Source organism: Streptomyces sp. NPDC050658, assembly GCF_044457025.1.
In the GTDB taxonomy this organism is placed as follows: Bacteria; Actinomycetota; Actinomycetes; order Streptomycetales; family Streptomycetaceae; genus Streptomyces.
In genome coordinates this window covers 86053-103284 of sequence record NZ_JBITGM010000009.1, presented here as the reverse complement: position 1 = coordinate 103284, position 17232 = coordinate 86053, and the positions used below count along the sequence as shown (strand labels likewise).

Genomic DNA, 17232 nt, shown 5'->3' with positions numbered 1-17232 from the left:
ACAGGCTGCACTTAACCAGCGTTTACCAGGCGGGTGTCCCATCTCACCAAGGATTCACTTTTGCACCGTCCGGTTTTGTACGTGTATGCCCGGATCAGGACTTTTGGATCGCTGGCCCCCGTCTGCCATAGTCGGTGCCACGACCCCCATTGACCCGGGCTCAGGTCGCTTCAGCGGTCGTGGACCACACCCCATTCGTCCACATCGCTTCACGAAGGCCCCCGCAGCGCCGCATACCGGCAACCGGGGGCTTTCGCGTACGTACGCTTCAGCGGTCGGCGACCCGCATCTCGAACCACGTCGTCTTGCCGCGCGGCAGCAGATCCACGCCCCACCGGTCGGAGAGCTTGTCGACGAGGAAGAGGCCCCGGCCGCTGAGGTCGAGCTCATGGACCGGCATCAGACAGGGCAGTCCGCGCGACGGGTCGCGCACCTCGATCCTTATCCAGCCGCGCCGCCGCACCATCCGCAGCCCGAAGACGCGGGCGCCGGTGTGCCGCACGGCGTTGCCGACGAGTTCGGAGACGAGCAGGACGACGTCCTCGGTGAGCTTCGGGGAGAGCCCCCAGTGGCGGAGCACGACGACCTGGGCGAGGCGGCGCGCGATGGCGGCGGACTCCGGGCGCGACGGCAGCGGAACCTCCGCGTCCGTCGGATTGCCGAACAACTCGAGCGCCTTGAGCGCGTGTTCGTCCTCAACCGCCGGCGACCAGCGCGCCGCGGTCGCACTGCCATGCCGCCGCGGCTGTTCGATACCCTCCAGCCCCGCCATGCCCCCATCATGGCCGCACGGAGCGCCTTACGGGGGCGTTCCCCAGGAATAAGCCCCCCGGAACCATCCGTTCCGGGGGGCTGACTAGGCATATGCCACTGGCAGTTAAGACCCCACCACAACCCGCCTGACCTGCAATGACTACCCGCCTACGGGTGATCACCAACAGCCCTCGAAGATGCAGACTTAAGGCTCTCTTAAGGCACGCATAATCCGCCCCTTCGGGGGACACGCATGCTGACGTTCCCTCAACTGATCACGCTCCAGGGGCACTTCACGGCAGATCGCCCCGTTCCGAAGGTCGGATCAGACGAACTTCGCCTTGCCCGGCCCCTCCTCGACGAAGCTCCGCATGCCCCGCTCACGGTCCTCCGTGGCGAACAGACCCGCGAACCAGGTGCGCTCGATCGCGAGCCCGGTGTCGATGTCCGTCTCCAGGCCCGCGTCCACGGACTCCTTGGCGGCGCGCAGCGCCATCGCGGGCCCCTGCGCGAGCCGCGCCGCCCACTGGTGCGCCTGCTCGTACACCTCGGCGGCGGGCACGACCCGGTCCACCAGGCCGATGGTGAGCGCCTCTTCGGCCTTGACCATCCGGCCGGTGAAGATCAGGTCCTTGGCCTTGGACGGGCCGACCAGGCGGGCGAGGCGCTGGGTGCCGCCGGCGCCGGGGATCAGCCCGAGCAGGATCTCCGGCTGGCCGAGCTTGGCGTTGTCGGCGGCGATGCGGAAGTCGGCGCAGAGCGCGAGTTCGCAGCCGCCGCCGAGCGCGTAGCCGGTGACGGCGGCGACGACGGGCTTGGGGATGCGGGCGACCGCGGTGAAGGATTCCTGCAGGGCGCGGGACCGCACGACCATCGCCGTGTGGTCCATCGCCTGCATCTCCTTGATGTCCGCGCCCGCCGCGAACACCTTCTCGCCGCCGTAGATGATCACGGCGCGTACGTCGTCGCGCCGGGTCGCCTCCTCGGCCAGCTCCTTGAGCCGGTCCTGGAGGGCGATGTCGAGCGCGTTCATCGGGGGACGGTCGAGGCGGATGGTGCCGACGCCCTCGGCGACTTCGAGATGCACAGATGTCATGCGAGGCACGTTAGCCGTGCCGTGCCCCGCGACGACATGCGTACGGGTGAGGCATATCCCCTAAGAGGCAGGGGTTGCCTCCGACGGATCAGACTCTCGGCCGGATCAGACTCTCGGCCGGATCAGCCCCTCGGCCTGGTCAGGCCTTCCACTTCTCCCAGGACATGTTCCAGCCGTTGAAGCCGTTGTCGGGCTGGATCTTCTTGTCCGCGGAGTTCTTCACGACGACGACGTCGCCGACCATCGAGTTGTTGAAGAACCAGCCGCCGGGCGTCTTCTTGCTGTAGCCGCCGCGGACGTCGCTCAGGCCCACGCAGCCGTGGCTGGCGTTGGTGTTGCCGAAGGCGCCACCCGACCAGTAGTTGCCGTGGATGAAGGTGCCGGACGTGGACAGGCGCATCGCGTGCGGGACGTCCTTGATGTCGTACTCGCCGCCGAAGCCGACCGTCTCGCCGTTCATGCGGGTGACCTTCAGCTTCTCGCTGATGACCATCTCGCCGTTGTACGTCGTCGTGCCGGGCGCGCCCGCGGTGATCGGGATCTTCTTGATCTGCTTGCCGTCCCGGACGACCTTCATCTGGTGGGACTTGGCGTCGACGGTGGAGACCTGGCTGCGGCCGATGGTGAACTTCAGGGTCTTGGCCTGCTCGCCATAGACGCCAGGACGGCCCTCGACTCCGTCGAGGTTGAGGTTGACGGTGACCTTCGTGCCCGCCTTCCAGTACTTCTCGGGGCGGAAGTCGATGCGGTCGTTGCCGAACCAGTGGCCCTCGACGGGCACGGCGGGCTCGGTCTTGATCTCGATGGCCTTCTCGACGTCCTCGGGCGCGGTGATGCCGCGGTTGAAGTGGACGGAGAACGGCATTCCGACGCCGACCTTCGAGCCGTCCTCCGGGGTGAACTGGCCGACGAAGGTGTTCTTCGGGGTCAGTGTCGTGAAGGTGGTGTCCTTGGCGGACTCACGGCCCTCGGAGTCCTTGGCTATCGCGTGCACCTTGTACTTGGTGGACGCCGCGAGGTGATGCGCGGGCGTCCAGGTCGCGCCGCCCGAAGTGATCTTGCCGGGGACCGGGTTGCCCTTGCTGTCCTCGACCTCGACCTTCGACAGCTTGCCCTTGTCGGCGGCTATCTTCAGGGCCCCGCTGGTCGCCACCGACTCGGCGCCGTCCTTGGGGGCTATGGTCACCACCGCGGTCGACGGCGCGTTCTTGTCGGCCGCCCGGTCCTTGCCCTTGCCGTCCCCGGAGTCCGAACCGCCGCCTCCGCCACAGGCCGTGACCAACAGCAGCGTCACTCCTGATGCCACCGCGAAGAGGCCCTTGCTCCCCCGCCGCCGCGCGCGCCCCCGCGCGCCAACCGACGTCCCCGATATCGGTCGCCCGTTCACGATGTTGTCTCCCCTCGCACGGCCTGGTCAGGCCCGCACCCCAGTGCCTTGGCACGTGCCGACACGCGCCCCGCGCTAGATAACCACACGGTCCTGACCGATGACTCCCCGCCAATGTCACTGTTCAGTCCCAACTGCGCAGGTGGTGCGGGCCGGGCCTCAGTGATCCGCTCCGGGCTCGGTCTTCTGCGCCGTTCCGGGTGGTGCCGTCCAGTCCTGCCACTTCATGTTCCAGCCACCGAGCCCGTTGTCAGGAGCGACTTTCTTGTCATGGCTGTTGACGACTTCCACGACGTCACCGATCAGGCTCCGGTCGAAGAACCAGCCCGCCGGGGTCTGTGAGCTGCCGCCCTTCACGTCGCGCAGCCCCACGCAGCCGTGGCTGACATTGGTGTTGCCAGGGGCGTTCGGCGACCAGTAGTTGCCGTGCAGGAAGGTGCCGGACGTGGTCAGGCGCATCGCGTGCGGGACGTCGGGGATGTCGTACTCGCCGCCGAAGCCGACCGTGCGGCTGTTCATCCGGGTCACCTCCAGCATCTCCGTGACCACCATTTTCCCGTTGTACGTCGTGGTCTTCGGGGCCCCTGCCGTGATCGGCACCGTGGAGATGAGCTCGCCGTCGCGGCGTACCTCCATGGTGTGCGCGGCGGCGTCGACCAGGGACTCCTGGCTGCGGCCGACGGTGAACGCGAAGCTCTTGTCCTGGAGGCCGTAGACGCCGGGGGCGGCCTCGACGTCACGCAGCCGCAGGCCGACGGTGACCTTCGTGCCGGGCTTCCAGTACTTCTCGGGGCGGAAGTCGACGCGGGTCTTGCCGAACCAGTGCGGGCGTACGTCGACGGCGGGTTCGGCGGTGACGTGGATGGCGCGCTGGACGGCCTCGCGGTTCTCGATCTCCCGGTTGAACTCCAGGGAGACGATCATTCCGGTGCCGACGGTGGAGCGGTTCTCCGGGGTCACGTATCCGATGAACCGCTCGTCGGGGACGTATGTCGTGAACGTCGTGTGGCGGGCCGAGCGGCGGCCGTGGCCGTCGAGGGCGACGGCGTGCACCGCGTACTTGGCGGCGAGCGCGAGGCCACCCTCGTCGGTGGGGCGCCAGGTCATGCCGTCCTCGTCGATGCGGCCGGGCACGGGCAGCTCCCGCGCGTCCTGCACGCGGCTGACCTTCACCGACTCCAGGCGTCCTTCGGGCACTTCGACCCGCAGCCGTTCGCCGGCCCGCACGCCCTTGCTGCCGTCGTCGGGTGTCACGCGGATCGCGTCGGCGGGCGAGCGCGGCTTGCCCATGAGGCGGTCGATGCCGCCTCCGTCCCCGCTGCATCCCGCGGCCCCGGCGAGCAGTCCTGCCCATGTCACTACGGCGGCCAGCGCGGCCCCTGCGCGCCGTGCGCGCCTCGCTACCTGTCTCACGCCCGTCCCAACGACCGTCCCCCTCCTGGGGAAACGTGAGTGCGACGCACGCGCTGGGCAGAACAGTGGGGAGGACGGCGCGGGACCCCTTCGGTCCATTGGCGTCGTCCGGTCCGGTACCGCCCCAGCCGCCGGGACGCGGCGGGGTCGAGCCGCGGGAGGCGAGTGGGTGTCCAGCGCAGCCGAACAGGAAGCACTGCGGGGTGGGCGGCGCGGGACGGGCGCGGCCGTGGCCCGGCGGTCGGCCGCCGTGAACGGCACGTCGACGGGGCCGCGCGCCGCCGCGCGGGGCCCTTCGCACGCGGCGGGACCGCCGGTGTGGCCGGGGACGCCGACGCCGCTCGGGGCCCGGTTCAGGGTGGGGCCCGACGGGGTCGCGGGCACCAACTTCGCGCTGTGGGCGGGCGGGGCCGAGGCCGTCGAGCTGTGTCTCTTCGACGAGGGCGGGGCCGAGCGGCGCTGTCCGCTGACGGAGCTGACGCACGAGATCTGGCACGGCTTCGTGCCGGGTGTCCGTCCGGGGCAGCGGTACGGCTATCGCGTGCACGGCCGCTGGGACCCCTGGACCGGCGCGCGCTGGAATCCGGCGAAGCTGCTGCTCGACCCGTACGCGCGGGCGGTGGACGGCGACTTCGGCGCGAGCGGACTGCCGCCCGAGGTGTACGGGCATGTGCGGGACTGGCCGCAGCAGCAGGTGGCCGACACGGTGCGGGACGAACGGGACTCGGCGCCGTACGTCCCCAAGGGCGTGGTCGTGCACGACGACGCGCCGGACGACGAGTGGACGGACGACCGCCGCCCCAAGACGCCGTGGGCGGACTCGGTCATCTACGAACTCCATGTGCGCGGCTTCACCAGGCGGCACCCCGGGATTCCGGAGGAACTCCGGGGCACGTACGCGGGGTTGGCGCATCCGGCGGCGGTCGAGCATCTCGTACGCCTGGGCGTGACGGCGGTGGAGCTGCTGCCGGTGCACCAGTTCGCGCACGAGGACCATCTGCTGCGCCGGGGCCTGAAGAACTACTGGGGCTACAACTCGATCGGCTACTTCGCCCCGCACGCGGCGTACGCGGCGTCCGGGACCAGGGGGCAGCAGGTCGGCGAGTTCCGGCGGATGGTGCGGGCGCTGCACGAGGCCGGCATCGAGGTGATCCTCGACGTGGTCTACAACCACACGGCGGAGGCGGGCGAGCTGGGCCCGATGCTCTCCCTGAAGGGCATCGACAACCGGGGCTATTACCGCCTCCAGCCCTCCGACTCGCGCCGGTACGCGGACTACACGGGCTGCGGGAACACCCTCCAGGTGGTCCAGCCGCACGTCCTGCGACTGATCACGGACTCGCTGCGCTACTGGGTGACCGAGATGGGCGTGGACGGATTCCGCTTCGACCTCGCGGCGGCCCTCGCGCGTTCCTTCCACGACGTCGACATGCTCTCCCCCTTCCTCGCGGTGATCGCGCAGGACCCGGTCCTGCGCCGGATGAAGCTGATCGCCGAGCCGTGGGACGTGGGCTCCGGGGGCTACCAGGTAGGGGCCTTCCCGCCGCTGTGGACAGAGTGGAACGACCGCTACCGCGATGCGGTACGGGACTTCTGGCGGGGCGCGCTGCCCGATGTGCGGGATCTGGGCTACCGGCTTTCGGGGTCGAGCGACCTGTACGCGTGGGGCGGGCGGCGGCCGTACGCGTCGGTGAACTTCGTGACGGCGCACGACGGGTTCACGCTGCGGGACCTCGTGTCGTACGAGCGCAAGCACAACGAGGCCAACGGCGAGGGGAACAGGGACGGTTCGGACGACAACCGGGCCTGGAACTGCGGTGCGGAGGGCGAGACGGCGGACGAGGAGGTGGCGGCGCTGCGCCGCCGCCAGCTGCGCAACCTCATGACGACGCTGCTCCTGTCCACCGGCGTGCCGATGCTGGTGGCGGGCGACGAGATGGGGCGCACGCAGCGGGGCAGCAACAACGCCTACTGCCAGGACAACGAGGTCAGCTGGATCGACTGGAAGCTGCTGGAGGAGCCCGGCTGGCGTGCCCTCTTCGATCTGACGTCCCGTCTGATCGCCCTGCGCCACGCCCATCCCGTGCTGCGTCGCCGCGCCTTCTTCTCGGGCCGCGCGCACTCGGCCGACGGGCTGCGGGACCTGGCGTGGTTCACCGCGCGGGGCACGGAGATGACGGAGCCGGACTGGTACGCGCCGGCGGCGACGCTGGGGATGTATCTGTCGGGGCGTGACATCCCCGGCCGGGACGCGTGGGGGGCGCCGGTGGTGGACGACAGCTTCCTGGCGATCCTGCACGCCGGGGAGGGTCCGGTGAGTTTCGTGCTGCCCGGTGAGCCGTGGGCTTCCGCGTACGAGGTGGTGGTGGACACCTCGCTGGAGGGGCAGGAGGAGGAGCCGGGGGACGTGTACCAGGCGGGGGGTGCGGTGACGGTGCGGGGGCGGGCGGTTGTGCTGTTGCGCGTGCAGTAGCGGGTGGGTGTGCGGGAAAGATCCGCCGCGAAGCGGCGGCTCAATGTTTCTGGCCTGGACATGTTGTGTTGCCGTGACCAAAGTGCCGGTGACAGACAGAGCCGCGATCTTCGCGGGGACTTCTCCAGGAGGAACCATGGATCGCAGAGCCTTCATCGCCGCCGGCAGCGGCACCCTCGCCGCGGGCGCGGTGCTCGCACCACAGAACGCGCACGCCGCCGCCGGCGAAAGCACCCGTAAGAACGTCAAGTTCAACATCATCAGCGACATCCAGGGCGACCTCGCCGACTTCGGCAAGGCCCTGGACGACATGGCGGAGATCAACCCGGACAGCGCCGGTCTGGGCGTGGCCGGCGACATCACGCCCCGCGGCTACGACTTCGAGTACGCCCAGGTCCGCGCCGAGCTGAAGCGCCACCCGCACCCCAAGAACGTGGCCTGGGCGATCGGCAACCACGAGTTCTACGTACCGAAGTACAAGGACCCGGACACCCTCGCCCAGGACACCTGGCCCAACGGCACCACGGAGGACTCCCTCTTCCGCAGCTTCTACCGCTTCGCCGAGCGCGGCTCGGTCTACGAGGAGCGCAGCTTCGGCGGCATCCCCGTGCTCACCCTCGGCACCGAGCGGTACGCCAAGTACCACGACCCGAAGCTCTGGGACGAGGTCTGGATCAGCGACGCCCAGTTCACGTGGCTGGAGGACCGGCTCGCGCACTGGTCGCGGCGGCGCAAGCCGGTCATGGTGCTGACCCATCACCCGCTGCCGAACACCGTCTCGGGCACCCGCAACAAGCTCTATCTCAGCGACTACCTCCAGCCCGACCGGCTGCTCGGGCTGCTCGGCCGGCACCCGGACGTGTTCCTGTTCTCCGGGCACACCCACTGGGACCTCGATCTGTCCGACTGGGTGGTCCGCAGGGTCGTGCCCGGCACCGCGAACCTGGCCGGGTTCAACGTCGTCAACACCGGCGCCATCCAGACCGGTTGGCGCGACAACGGCACGGGTGGCGAGGTCGCCGTGGAGGGCGCCTTCAACCAGGGGCTCCAGGTCGAGGTCGGCCGGGACTCCGTGGTGATCAGGGCTCGGGACTTCGCGCGGCGGGCATGGCTGAAGGAGATCACCGTTCCGCTCATGCGGTGACGCGCGCGGCGGGCGCCCGTCAGGTCAGGATCTTGCGGGTGTACGCCACCGCCACCGCCGCCGCGCGGTCCTTCGCGTCCAGCTTCGCGTAGATGTGGGTGAGGTGGGTCTTCACCGTCGCCTCGCTGATGAACAGTTCGCGGGCGATCTCGCGGTTGGAGGTGCCCTTGGCCACCAGGACGAGGACTTCTCGTTCGCGGGCCGAGAGCGGCTCGTTGCCCGGCTTGCCGGCCGGTGCGCGGACCGCCGAGACGAGGCGGGAGGCCACCGCCGGGGAGAGGACCGTACGGCCCTCGGCGGCCGCGCGGACGCCCGTGAAGAGTTCGTCGCGGGGCGCGTCCTTGAGGAGATAGCCCGTGGCGCCCGCCTCGATCGCGGGCAGCGTGTCGGAGTCCGTGTCGTACGTGGTGAGGACCAGGACGCGGGCGCGGGCGCCGCGCCGGGTGAGTTCGGCGATCGCGTCGACGCCGTTGCCGCCCGGCATCCGCAGGTCCATCAGGACGACGTCCGGGTCGAGCCGCTCCACCAGGCCGAGCGCCTCGACGCCGTCGGCGGCCTCGCCGAGCACCTCGAAGCCGGGGGCCGACTGGAACATGCCGCGCAGTCCGTCGCGTACGACGGGGTGGTCGTCGACGATGAGCAGAGTGATCAGGTCATCCATGGCGGACCAACGGTACGCGAGCCGACAGGGCGGTGCCGTTGCCCGGCTCGGACTCGACGGCGAGTGAGCCGGCGACGCGTTCCGCGCGGGCCCGCATGCCGTCGAGGCCGAAGCCGCCCGTTCCGGTGCGTTCGACGGGGGCGAGCGGGTCGAAGCCGCGGCCGTCGTCGCGGACGTCGAGGGTGACCTCGCCGTCCATGTAGGAGAGGGTCACGCCGAGGCGGGTGGCCGCCGCGTGCCGCGCCGCGTTGGACAGCGCCTCCTGGACGATGCGCAGGAGGGTCGCCTCGATCTCCTCGTGCAGCGGCTCTGCGGTGCCGGTGACGGTGAACTCGGCGCGGACTCCCGTGCGTTCGGCCCATTCCGTGACCGTCTTCTTCAGTGCCTCGGGCAGCGCGTCGTGCTCCAGGGCCGTCGGGGAGAGGTTGTGCACGGAGCGGCGGGCCTCGCCGAGGCTGTGCCGGGCGAGGTCGGCGGCGCGGCCCAGGTGCTCGCGGGCCAGCGTCTCGTCGCCGGCGTTCGCGACGACCTGGAGCTGGGCGATGATGCCGGTCAGGCCCTGGGCGATGGTGTCGTGGATCTCGGCGGCGAGCCGGCGCCGCTCGTCGGCGACGCCCGCTTCCCGCGCCTGGACGAGGAGTTGGGAGTGCAGCGCGGCGTTCTCGTCCAGGGCCTGCTGGAGGGCGGTGTTGGTGCGCTCCAGCTCGACGATGGTCTCGGCGGCGATGCGGGTGCGCTCGTCCTCCTGGGCGGCGAGATGGGCGAAGACGGCGAGGAGGGCGACGTTCACGGCGAGCAGACCGCCGAAGACGACCCAGCCGAGCCGGCCGTCGGGCGGCAGTCCGCCGGACTGGGAGCCCGCCATGATGACGGCGGTCGCGAAGAGGCCCGGCTTCACCAGGCGCGGCGGCAGCAGCCGTTCGGCGCCGAAGTAGCCGGCGACGGCATAGAACGCGAAGAACGGGTTGATCCAGGTGAGGACGAAGGCGATGGCCCAGCGGACGGCGTAGTAGAGGGTGCCCGCGGCCGAGGGCCCCGGACGGCTCCTGGTCGCCCTGCTCCACCAGAGCTGCAGCGCGAGCCCCGCCGCGGCCAGCGCCCAGGAGACGTACCACTCGCCGCGCGTCATGCCGACGACGCCGGAGGTGGCGACGGCCATGAGGACGCCGAAGCCGAGCAGGCCGTAGGGCCCCCAGCGGTTGAAGAGACCCCACCGCTGCTCGATGATCCTCGCGGCGTCGGCCGTGCTCATGCTCATGGCCTCCAGTGTCGCCGACGACCACCGCCCGTCCCGCGCGCTCACCCCGTGCTCACTCCCCGCTCACTCCCCCCCCGCTCATTCCCCCCCCGCTCACTCCCAGCTCATTCCCAGCGGAACCAGCGCGCGGCCCCGGCGGTGAGCGCCACCGTCCACAGGGCGAGCACCCCCAGGTGGACCCAGCCCGGCCAGTCCCCCGCCGCCGCCTCGTACAAGGCCTGCGAGGCCGCTCCGAAGGGGGTGATCTCGACGATGCGGGTGAGCGTGTCCGGCATGGACTGCACCGGCAGCCAGACGCCCGCGCAGAACATCGAGGGGAAGAAGACCATCGAGCCGACCGCGGTGGCGATCTTCGACGTGCGGGAGAGCGCGGAGACCAGGGCGCCCAGGGCCAGGGCCGCGCAGATCGCCAGGGCGAGGGCGACGACGTATCCGAAGGGCATGCGCGGCAGCGGCACGTCGAAGGCGATCCTGCCGACCGCGAGCGAGAGCAGGGCCGAGAGCAGCGCGGCCGCTCCGTGCAGTCCCATCTGCGCGCCGAGTACGGCCGCGGGGCGGACCGGTGTGGTGGACATCCGGCGCAGGATGCCGCGTTCGCGGTAGCCGGTGATGACCGGCGGCATGGACTGGCCGCCCGCCATGATCATGGCGAGGAGCACCGTGACGGGGACGTACGCGTCGACCAGGCGCAGTCCGCCCAGGGAGTCGTCGGCCTCCCGGAAGGACGGGATGGAGCCGAGGATGACCAGGAGGACGGTGGGGAACGCCAGGATCCAGAAGATCGCGCCGGGCTCGCGGGTGAAGAGGCGGAACTCGGCCCTGAGGACGGCGAGGGAGGCGCTGCGGCCCACTCCGGCGGTCGCGGTGCTCATGCCCTGGCTCCCGTCAGGTCGAGGAACGCGTCGTCCAACGTGGCGTCACAGACCCGGAGTTGGCGTGCGGTGATGTGGTGCCGGGCGAGCAGGGTGATGGCGGCGTCGACGGTCGCGTCGGTGCCGTTCAGGGTGTAGCGGCCGTCGCGCTGTTCGACGGAGGTGAGCTGCGGCAGCGCGGCGAGCTCCCGCTCGTCCAGCGGGGCGGACGGCGTGAACGACATGACGGTGGATCCCGCGGACCTGCTGATCAGGCCCGTCGGGGTGTCGAGCGCGGCGACGCGCCCCTGGTCGATGACCGCGACGCGGTCGCAGAGGCGCTGGGCCTCCTCCATGAAGTGGGTGACGAGCAGGACGGTCACCCCGCTGTCGCGTACGTCCTCGATGAGCTGCCAGGTGTCGCGGCGGGAGCGCGGGTCGAGGCCGGTGGTCAGTTCGTCGAGGACGACGACCTTCGGGGCGCCGATCAGGGCGAGCGCGATGAACAGGCGCTGCTTCTGCCCTCCGGAGAGCTTGCCGAAGCGGCTGTCGAGCTTGTCGGTCAGGCGGAGGCGTTCGGCGAGGGGGCGCCAGTCGGCGGGACGCGGATAGCAGGCGGCGTACAGCTCAAGGGCCTCGCGGACGGTGAGCTTCGCCTGGAGTTCGCTCTCCTGGAGCTGGGCGCCGAGGAGGTGGGTGACGCGGTCGTGGTCGGCGACGGGGTCGAGCCCCGCGACCCGGACCGTCCCGGAGTCGGGGACGCGCAGTCCCTCGACGCACTCGACGGTGGTGGTCTTGCCGGCGCCGTTGGGTCCGAGGACGCCGAAGATCTCGCCTTCCCCGACGGCGAAGGAGACGCCGTCGACGGCGGCCCGTCCGCCATAGGCCTTGCGCAGGTCCCGCACTTCGATGATGGGCATGGGTCGAGCCTCGCCGCCGGGCCGGGTCGCGGGCATCGCCCATCGCGCTCGAAGCGGCATCCGCCGATCGGTTGACGGGCCGGTACGACCTTGCCGGTGGGGGCGGGTCGTAGGACCAGCGGAGGAGTGGGTACGGGCCGAAACTCGGTGGGCTGCGTCTGTGCCCGTCCGTAGGCTCGCCCATGATGCCGAAACCAGATGCACCGACCAATGAACCGACCCGGGAAGGGTCAGCCGTACGGACGCTGCTGCGGCTGTGGCCGTATGTCCGTCCCGTACGAACTCGCCTGTTCAGCGCGGCATTTGTCGCCGTCGTCGCCTCCTGTACGGGGCTTGTCTTCCCGCTCGTCCTGAAGTGGCTCGTGGACGGTCCGGTGGCGGACCGAGACCTGGCCGGGGTGTGGCTCGGGGCGCTGCTCCTGCTGCTGCTCGGCGTCGCGGAGGCGCTGCTCTTCGGGCTGCGGCGGTGGCTGGTGGCGCGGCCGCTCGCCTCGGTGGAGGCGGCGATGCGGGCGGATCTCTACCGGCATCTGCAGCGGCTCCCGGTGGCGTTCCACGACCGCTGGGCGTCGGGTCAGCTGCTGTCGCGCGGTACGACGGATCTGATGCTGCTGCGCATGTTCCTCGCCTTTCCGCTGACGTTCCTTCTGGTCAACGGCACGACGATCGTGATCGGCATGGTCATCCTGGTGGCGCAGGACTGGACGCTGGGTCTGGTGCTGCTCTCTCCGCTGGTGCCGCTGGTGATCGTCTGCGCGTACTACGAGGGCCGGTACATGGTGGTGGCGCGGCGGGCGCAGGACCAGGTCGGCGATCTGACGACGGTCGTCGAGGAGAGCGTGCTCGGCATCCGGATCATCAAGGGCTTCGGGCGGCACCGCAGTCAGGCGCGGGCGTTCCGCGAGCTGTCGCGCACGCTGCGGGGCACGGAGCTGGCCAAGGCGCGTCTCCTCGCCGCGATCAACGGCGTGATCATGGCGCTGCCCGAGGTCGCGATCGGTGCGGCGCTGGTCCTCGGGACGGTGCAGGTGGCGGACGGCGGCCTTTCGACGGGGACGCTGGTGGCGTTCCTCTCCACGGCGCTCGCGCTGCGCTGGCCGGTGGAGTCGATCGGCTTCCTGCTCGCGATGAGCCAGGAGTCGGCGACGGCCACGGAGCGGTACTTCGAGGTGATGGACGCGGAGCCGGAGTCCTCGGAGACGGCCGCCGGGGGCGGGGCACAGGCCGATGGGGCGGGGCTGCGTTTCCACGGGGTGCGGTTCCGCTACCCCGACGCGCCCGCCGCGGCACCGCCCGCCCTCGACCGGATCGACCTGCACATACGCCCCGGCGAGACGCTCGCCCTGGTCGGCGCGACGGGCAGTGGGAAGACGACGCTGACGGCACTGGTGCCACGGCTGCACGAGGTGAGCGAGGGCCGCATCACGCTGGACGGCGAGGACATCGCGGAGATGGACCGCGAGCGGGTGCGCACCCTGGTGGCGGTCGCGTTCGAGGAGCCGACGCTGTTCTCCGCGACGGTCGGCGAGAACGTCCTCATGGGGGCCGGGGACGCCGCGGGAGAGCCGGAGTTGGCGCGCGCCCTCGAAGTCGCGCAGGCCGACTTCGCGCACGCGCTGCCGCAGGGCACGGAAACCCAGGTCGGCGAGCAGGGCCTGAGCCTCTCGGGCGGCCAGCGCCAGCGCCTGGCCCTGGCCCGCGCGGTGGTCGGCCGCCCCCGCTTCCTGGTCCTGGACGACCCGCTCTCCGCCCTGGACGTCCACACGGAGGCCCTGGTGGAGGCGGCCCTGCGGCGCGTCCTGCGGGACACCACGGCGCTGGTGGTGGCCCACCGCCCGTCCACGGTCCTCCTCGCCGACCGCGTGGCCCTGCTGTCCGGCGGCCGGATCACGGCGGTGGGCACCCACCAGGAGCTGCTGCGGGAGAACGCGGAGTACGCGTGGCTGATGTCGGGCGCGGAGTCCACCTCCGCCGACGAGAAGGCGGACCCCCGGTCCGCGGAGGGGAAGACGGCACGATGACGGCATCGACACCGGCGTCACGGACGAGGGGCCGGGACGCGAAGCCGGGGCGCCGAGCCTCGTCTGCTGAGCCCACCGAGAATCCCGAACCCACCGACAATCCCGAACCCGCCGAGCATCCGGAGCCCGCCGAGAATCCCGAGGCCACGGGGAATCCAAAGGGCACCGAACTCCCCTCCCCTGCCGACGACTTCGACCAGGACTCCCTCCCCGCGCCGCCGGGTGCCACCGGCGCCCTGCTCCGTTCGCTGCTCTCGCCGCTGCGGGGCCGCGTCGTCCTCGCCACCGTGCTGCTCCTGCTGCAGCAGGCCGCCGTGCAGGGCGGGCCGCTGCTCGTCGCGTACGCCATCGACAGCGGCGTGCCGGCCGTACGCCGGGACGACTACGGGCCGTTGATCGCGATCGGGCTCGGCTATCTGTTCTGCGCCGCCGCGTCCGGCGCGTTCCAGTACGCGTTCATCGTCGCCTCCGCCCGCGTCAACCAGGACGTGCTGCTCGATCTGCGCGGGCGGATCTTCCGGCACGCACAGGCGCTCAGCGTGGACTTCCACGAGCGCTACACCTCGGGGCGGCTCATCTCGCGCTCCACCACGGACGTGGAATCCCTGCGGGAGCTGCTCAGCGAGGGACTCCAGGAACTGATCACCGTCATCCTGTCGTTCGTCTACATCTCGGCGATGCTGCTCTGGCTCGACCTGAGCCTCGGCGGCGTGGCGGTCGCGTCGTTCGTGCCGCTCTACCTCCTCGTACGCCGCTACCAGCGCCGTGCGGGCCCGCTCTTCGGCAACCGGTCCACCGCGATCGCCGCCGTCATCGTGAAGTTCGCCGAGACGATGAACGGCATCCGCCCGGTCCGCGCCTTCCGCCGCGAGCGGGCCAACGAGGCGGAGTTCGCCGTGCTCAACCACCGGCACGAGCGCAGCAACGGCGACGCGATGCTGGAGATGGCCCGGTACGTGGTCGGCTCCCGGCTCGTCGCCAACACGGCCGTCGCCGGAATCGTCCTGTGGGGCGCCTACCGCGTCACCGACGGCACGCTCGCGCTCGGCGTGCTCGCGGCGGCGGTGCTGTATCTGCGCCGTCTGTACGACCCGATCGACCGGCTCGGCATGTTCCTCAACTCCTACCAGTCGGCCGCGGCGTCCCTGGAGAAGGTCGCGGGCCTGCTCGCCCAGACCCCCTCGGTGCCGGAACCCGCGGAGGGGACCGCGCACCCGCTGCCCCTGCTCGCCTCCGAACACCCCGGCCGCGAGGTCCGCTTCGACGGCGTGCGCTTCGCCTACCGCACCGGCGGTGAGGTGCTGCCCCGCTTCGACCTGACGCTGCCCGCCGGGCAGACCGTCGCCGTGGTCGGCTCCACCGGCGCGGGCAAGTCGACGCTCGCCAAGCTGCTCGCCCGCTTCTACGACCCGACGGACGGCCGGGTCCTGCTCGACGGCGTCGACCTGCGGGACCTCGCGGGCGCGGAGCTGCGGCGCGGGGTCGTCATGGTGACCCAGGAGGCGTTCCTGTTCTCCGGGACGGTCGCCGAGAACATCGCCATCGGCCGCCCCGACGCGACCCGCGAGGAGATCGAGCACGCGGCGAAGGCGATCGGCGCGCACGACTTCATCGCGTCGCTGCCCGACGGCTACGACACGGACGTACGCAAACGCGGTGGCCGGATCTCCGCCGGTCAGCGCCAGTTGGTGGCCTTCGCGCGGGCGCTGCTCGCCGACCCGGCGGTGCTCATCCTGGACGAGGCGACCAGCTCCCTGGACATCCCCGGCGAGCGGGCCGTGCAGCGCGCGATGCATACGGTGCTGCGCGGCCGCACGGCCGTGGTGATCGCCCACCGCCTCTCCACGGTGGAGATCGCCGACCGGGTGCTGGTGATGGAGCACGGCCGGATCGTGGAGGACGGCTCTCCGGCCGAACTCGTCGCGGGCAGCGGCTCGTTCGCGGATCTGCACCGGGCCTGGCGGGAGAGCGTGGTGGGTTAGGGCCGCCGCCGGTCGAGCAGGATCAGCGGGACCGCCGCCGCTGCCAGGGCCGCGCCGATGAGGCAGACCGACGTGAGACCGGCGCCGCCGGACAGGGCGCCGGCGGCCAGCAACGGCGTGATGCTGATGCCCAGTTGGAACGACGAGACGGTGGTGGCGCCCGCGAGGGTCGGGGCGTCGCCCGCGACGGCGAAGACACGGCCGTAGAGGGCGGGGTTCAGGAGGAAGGCCGCGACGCCGATCAGGAACACCAGCGGGACCACGGCCCACGCCTGTTCGATGACCCAGGCGAGGAGCACGGACAGCGCGACGATCGCGAGCGCGCCCGTCAGCAGCGCCGGATGCGGGCGCCGGTCGGCGATCCGGCCGCCGACGGACAGGCCGACGAAGGCACCGACCCCGAAGAGTGCGAGGACGGCGGGGACCCAGACCTGCGGTACGCCGGTGAACTCGTCGAGCAGCGTCGCCAGGTAGTTGAACGAGATCATGTACGCCGCCGTCGTCAGGACGGTGATGCCGTAGATCCCCCACAGCCGGGGCCTGCGCATCGTGGCCAGCTCACGCGCCACGCTCGGGCGTCCGGCGGCCGTGCCCTCCGGTGACCCGTCGGCGGGCAGCCCGTGCAGGCAGGCGACGGTTCCCGCCAGGGTCAGGGCCACCACGGCCCAGAAACCGCCGCGCCACTGCGTGAAGTGGCTCAGCAGGGTGCCCGCAGGGCCGCCGACGACCATGGCGACGCTGAGGCCGCTGACCACCACGCCGGACGCCCGCGCGTTGCGGTCGGGCGTCACCAGTCCGATCGCGGTCACCGAGGCCACGGCGAAGAAGCCGGCGTAGGCGACTCCGGACACGAAACGGGTGGCCAGCAGCACCTCGTACCCGCCGAGCAGTCCCGCGGCGATGCTCGCGGCGAACACCGCCTGGGTGGCGACCAGCGCGGTGCGGCGCGGCCAGCGCAGGCTGAGGACCGCGAAGGGCGGGCCGCCGAGGACGACGCCGACCGCGAACGCCGTGATCAGCATCCCGGCCGATGAGAGGCCGACGCCGAGATCGCCGGCGACCTCCGGCAGCACCCCGGCCATCAGGAACTCCGCGCTGCCCATCGCGAAGAGATTGAAGCCCAGCAGGTACACCCCGCCCGGCAGCCGGCCCGACACCGGGGCACGGGACTGCGTTTCCGACACCGGCCCCGAACGGGCCGTCGTCCGCGTTGACTTGTCCATGCGGATCACCTCCGCGACGAGACTCCGCCCGAAGTCCCGGACCCGGCAAA

13 protein-coding genes are annotated in these 17232 nt (G+C 71.2%); 4 read left to right on the top strand and 9 right to left on the bottom strand.

Annotation, left to right across the window (positions count from 1 at the left end; translation table 11 throughout):
• Nucleotides 1–268 precede the first annotated feature (268 nt).
• The 4 genes from ACIBKX_RS28470 to ACIBKX_RS28455 form a co-directional block, all read right to left on the bottom strand.
• Entirely contained in the window at nucleotides 269–772 is a 504-nt protein-coding gene (locus tag ACIBKX_RS28470; protein WP_363275634.1) for an ATP-binding protein, read from the bottom strand.
• Nucleotides 773–1078: 306 nt separating this feature from the next.
• Nucleotides 1079–1849 (bottom strand): enoyl-CoA hydratase-related protein, encoded by a 771-nt coding sequence (locus ACIBKX_RS28465; protein WP_363275632.1) that lies wholly within the window; start codon nucleotides 1847–1849, stop codon nucleotides 1079–1081.
• Between the two features lie 139 nt (nucleotides 1850–1988).
• Nucleotides 1989–3236 (bottom strand): Ig-like domain-containing protein, encoded by a 1248-nt coding sequence (locus ACIBKX_RS28460; protein WP_363275631.1) that lies wholly within the window; start codon nucleotides 3234–3236, stop codon nucleotides 1989–1991.
• A 159-nt stretch (nucleotides 3237–3395) separates the two neighbouring features.
• Nucleotides 3396–4649: an Ig-like domain-containing protein gene (locus tag ACIBKX_RS28455; protein ID WP_363275630.1), complete on the bottom strand. Its 1254-nt coding sequence runs from the start codon at nucleotides 4647–4649 to the stop codon at nucleotides 3396–3398.
• A 169-nt stretch (nucleotides 4650–4818) separates the two neighbouring features.
• On the opposite strand from ACIBKX_RS28455, the gene glgX reads away from it, so the two are divergent.
• Nucleotides 4819–7122, top strand: coding sequence for a glycogen debranching protein GlgX (gene glgX / locus ACIBKX_RS28450; RefSeq protein ID WP_363275629.1), 2304 nt, complete (start codon nucleotides 4819–4821; stop codon nucleotides 7120–7122).
• Between the two features lie 136 nt (nucleotides 7123–7258).
• Nucleotides 7259–8266 carry a DUF4073 domain-containing protein gene (locus tag ACIBKX_RS28445; RefSeq protein ID WP_363275628.1) on the top strand — a complete coding sequence of 336 codons (1008 nt, stop codon included), beginning with the start codon at nucleotides 7259–7261 and terminating at the stop codon, nucleotides 8264–8266.
• Nucleotides 8267–8285: 19 nt separating this feature from the next.
• Here the strand turns inward: ACIBKX_RS28445 and ACIBKX_RS28440 are convergent, their stop codons facing one another.
• The 4 genes from ACIBKX_RS28440 to ACIBKX_RS28425 form a co-directional block, all read right to left on the bottom strand.
• Nucleotides 8286–8927 (bottom strand): response regulator transcription factor, encoded by a 642-nt coding sequence (locus ACIBKX_RS28440; protein ID WP_363275627.1) that lies wholly within the window; start codon nucleotides 8925–8927, stop codon nucleotides 8286–8288.
• Nucleotides 8920–10179 carry a sensor histidine kinase gene (locus ACIBKX_RS28435; RefSeq protein ID WP_363275655.1) on the bottom strand — a complete coding sequence of 420 codons (1260 nt, stop codon included), beginning with the start codon at nucleotides 10177–10179 and terminating at the stop codon, nucleotides 8920–8922. Before ACIBKX_RS28435 ends, ACIBKX_RS28440 begins: the two co-directional genes overlap by 8 nt.
• A 110-nt stretch (nucleotides 10180–10289) precedes the next feature.
• Nucleotides 10290–11057, bottom strand: coding sequence for an ABC transporter permease (locus ACIBKX_RS28430; protein WP_363275626.1), 768 nt, complete (start codon nucleotides 11055–11057; stop codon nucleotides 10290–10292).
• Nucleotides 11054–11956, bottom strand: coding sequence for an ABC transporter ATP-binding protein (locus ACIBKX_RS28425; RefSeq protein WP_363275625.1), 903 nt, complete (start codon nucleotides 11954–11956; stop codon nucleotides 11054–11056). Before ACIBKX_RS28425 ends, ACIBKX_RS28430 begins: the two co-directional genes overlap by 4 nt.
• A 182-nt stretch (nucleotides 11957–12138) precedes the next feature.
• Between ACIBKX_RS28425 and ACIBKX_RS28420 the strand changes: the two genes are divergently transcribed.
• A complete protein-coding gene (locus ACIBKX_RS28420) occupies nucleotides 12139–13977 on the top strand; it encodes an ABC transporter ATP-binding protein (protein WP_363275624.1) in 1839 nt (612 codons plus the stop codon).
• Nucleotides 13974–15959: an ABC transporter transmembrane domain-containing protein gene (locus tag ACIBKX_RS28415; protein ID WP_363275623.1), complete on the top strand. Its 1986-nt coding sequence runs from the start codon at nucleotides 13974–13976 to the stop codon at nucleotides 15957–15959. Before ACIBKX_RS28420 ends, ACIBKX_RS28415 begins: the two co-directional genes overlap by 4 nt.
• Here the strand turns inward: ACIBKX_RS28415 and ACIBKX_RS28410 are convergent.
• Nucleotides 15956–17182: an MFS transporter gene (locus ACIBKX_RS28410; protein ID WP_363275622.1), complete on the bottom strand. Its 1227-nt coding sequence runs from the start codon at nucleotides 17180–17182 to the stop codon at nucleotides 15956–15958. The two genes, ACIBKX_RS28415 and ACIBKX_RS28410, sit on opposite strands and share 4 nt — an antisense overlap.
• Nucleotides 17183–17232 lie beyond the last annotated feature (50 nt).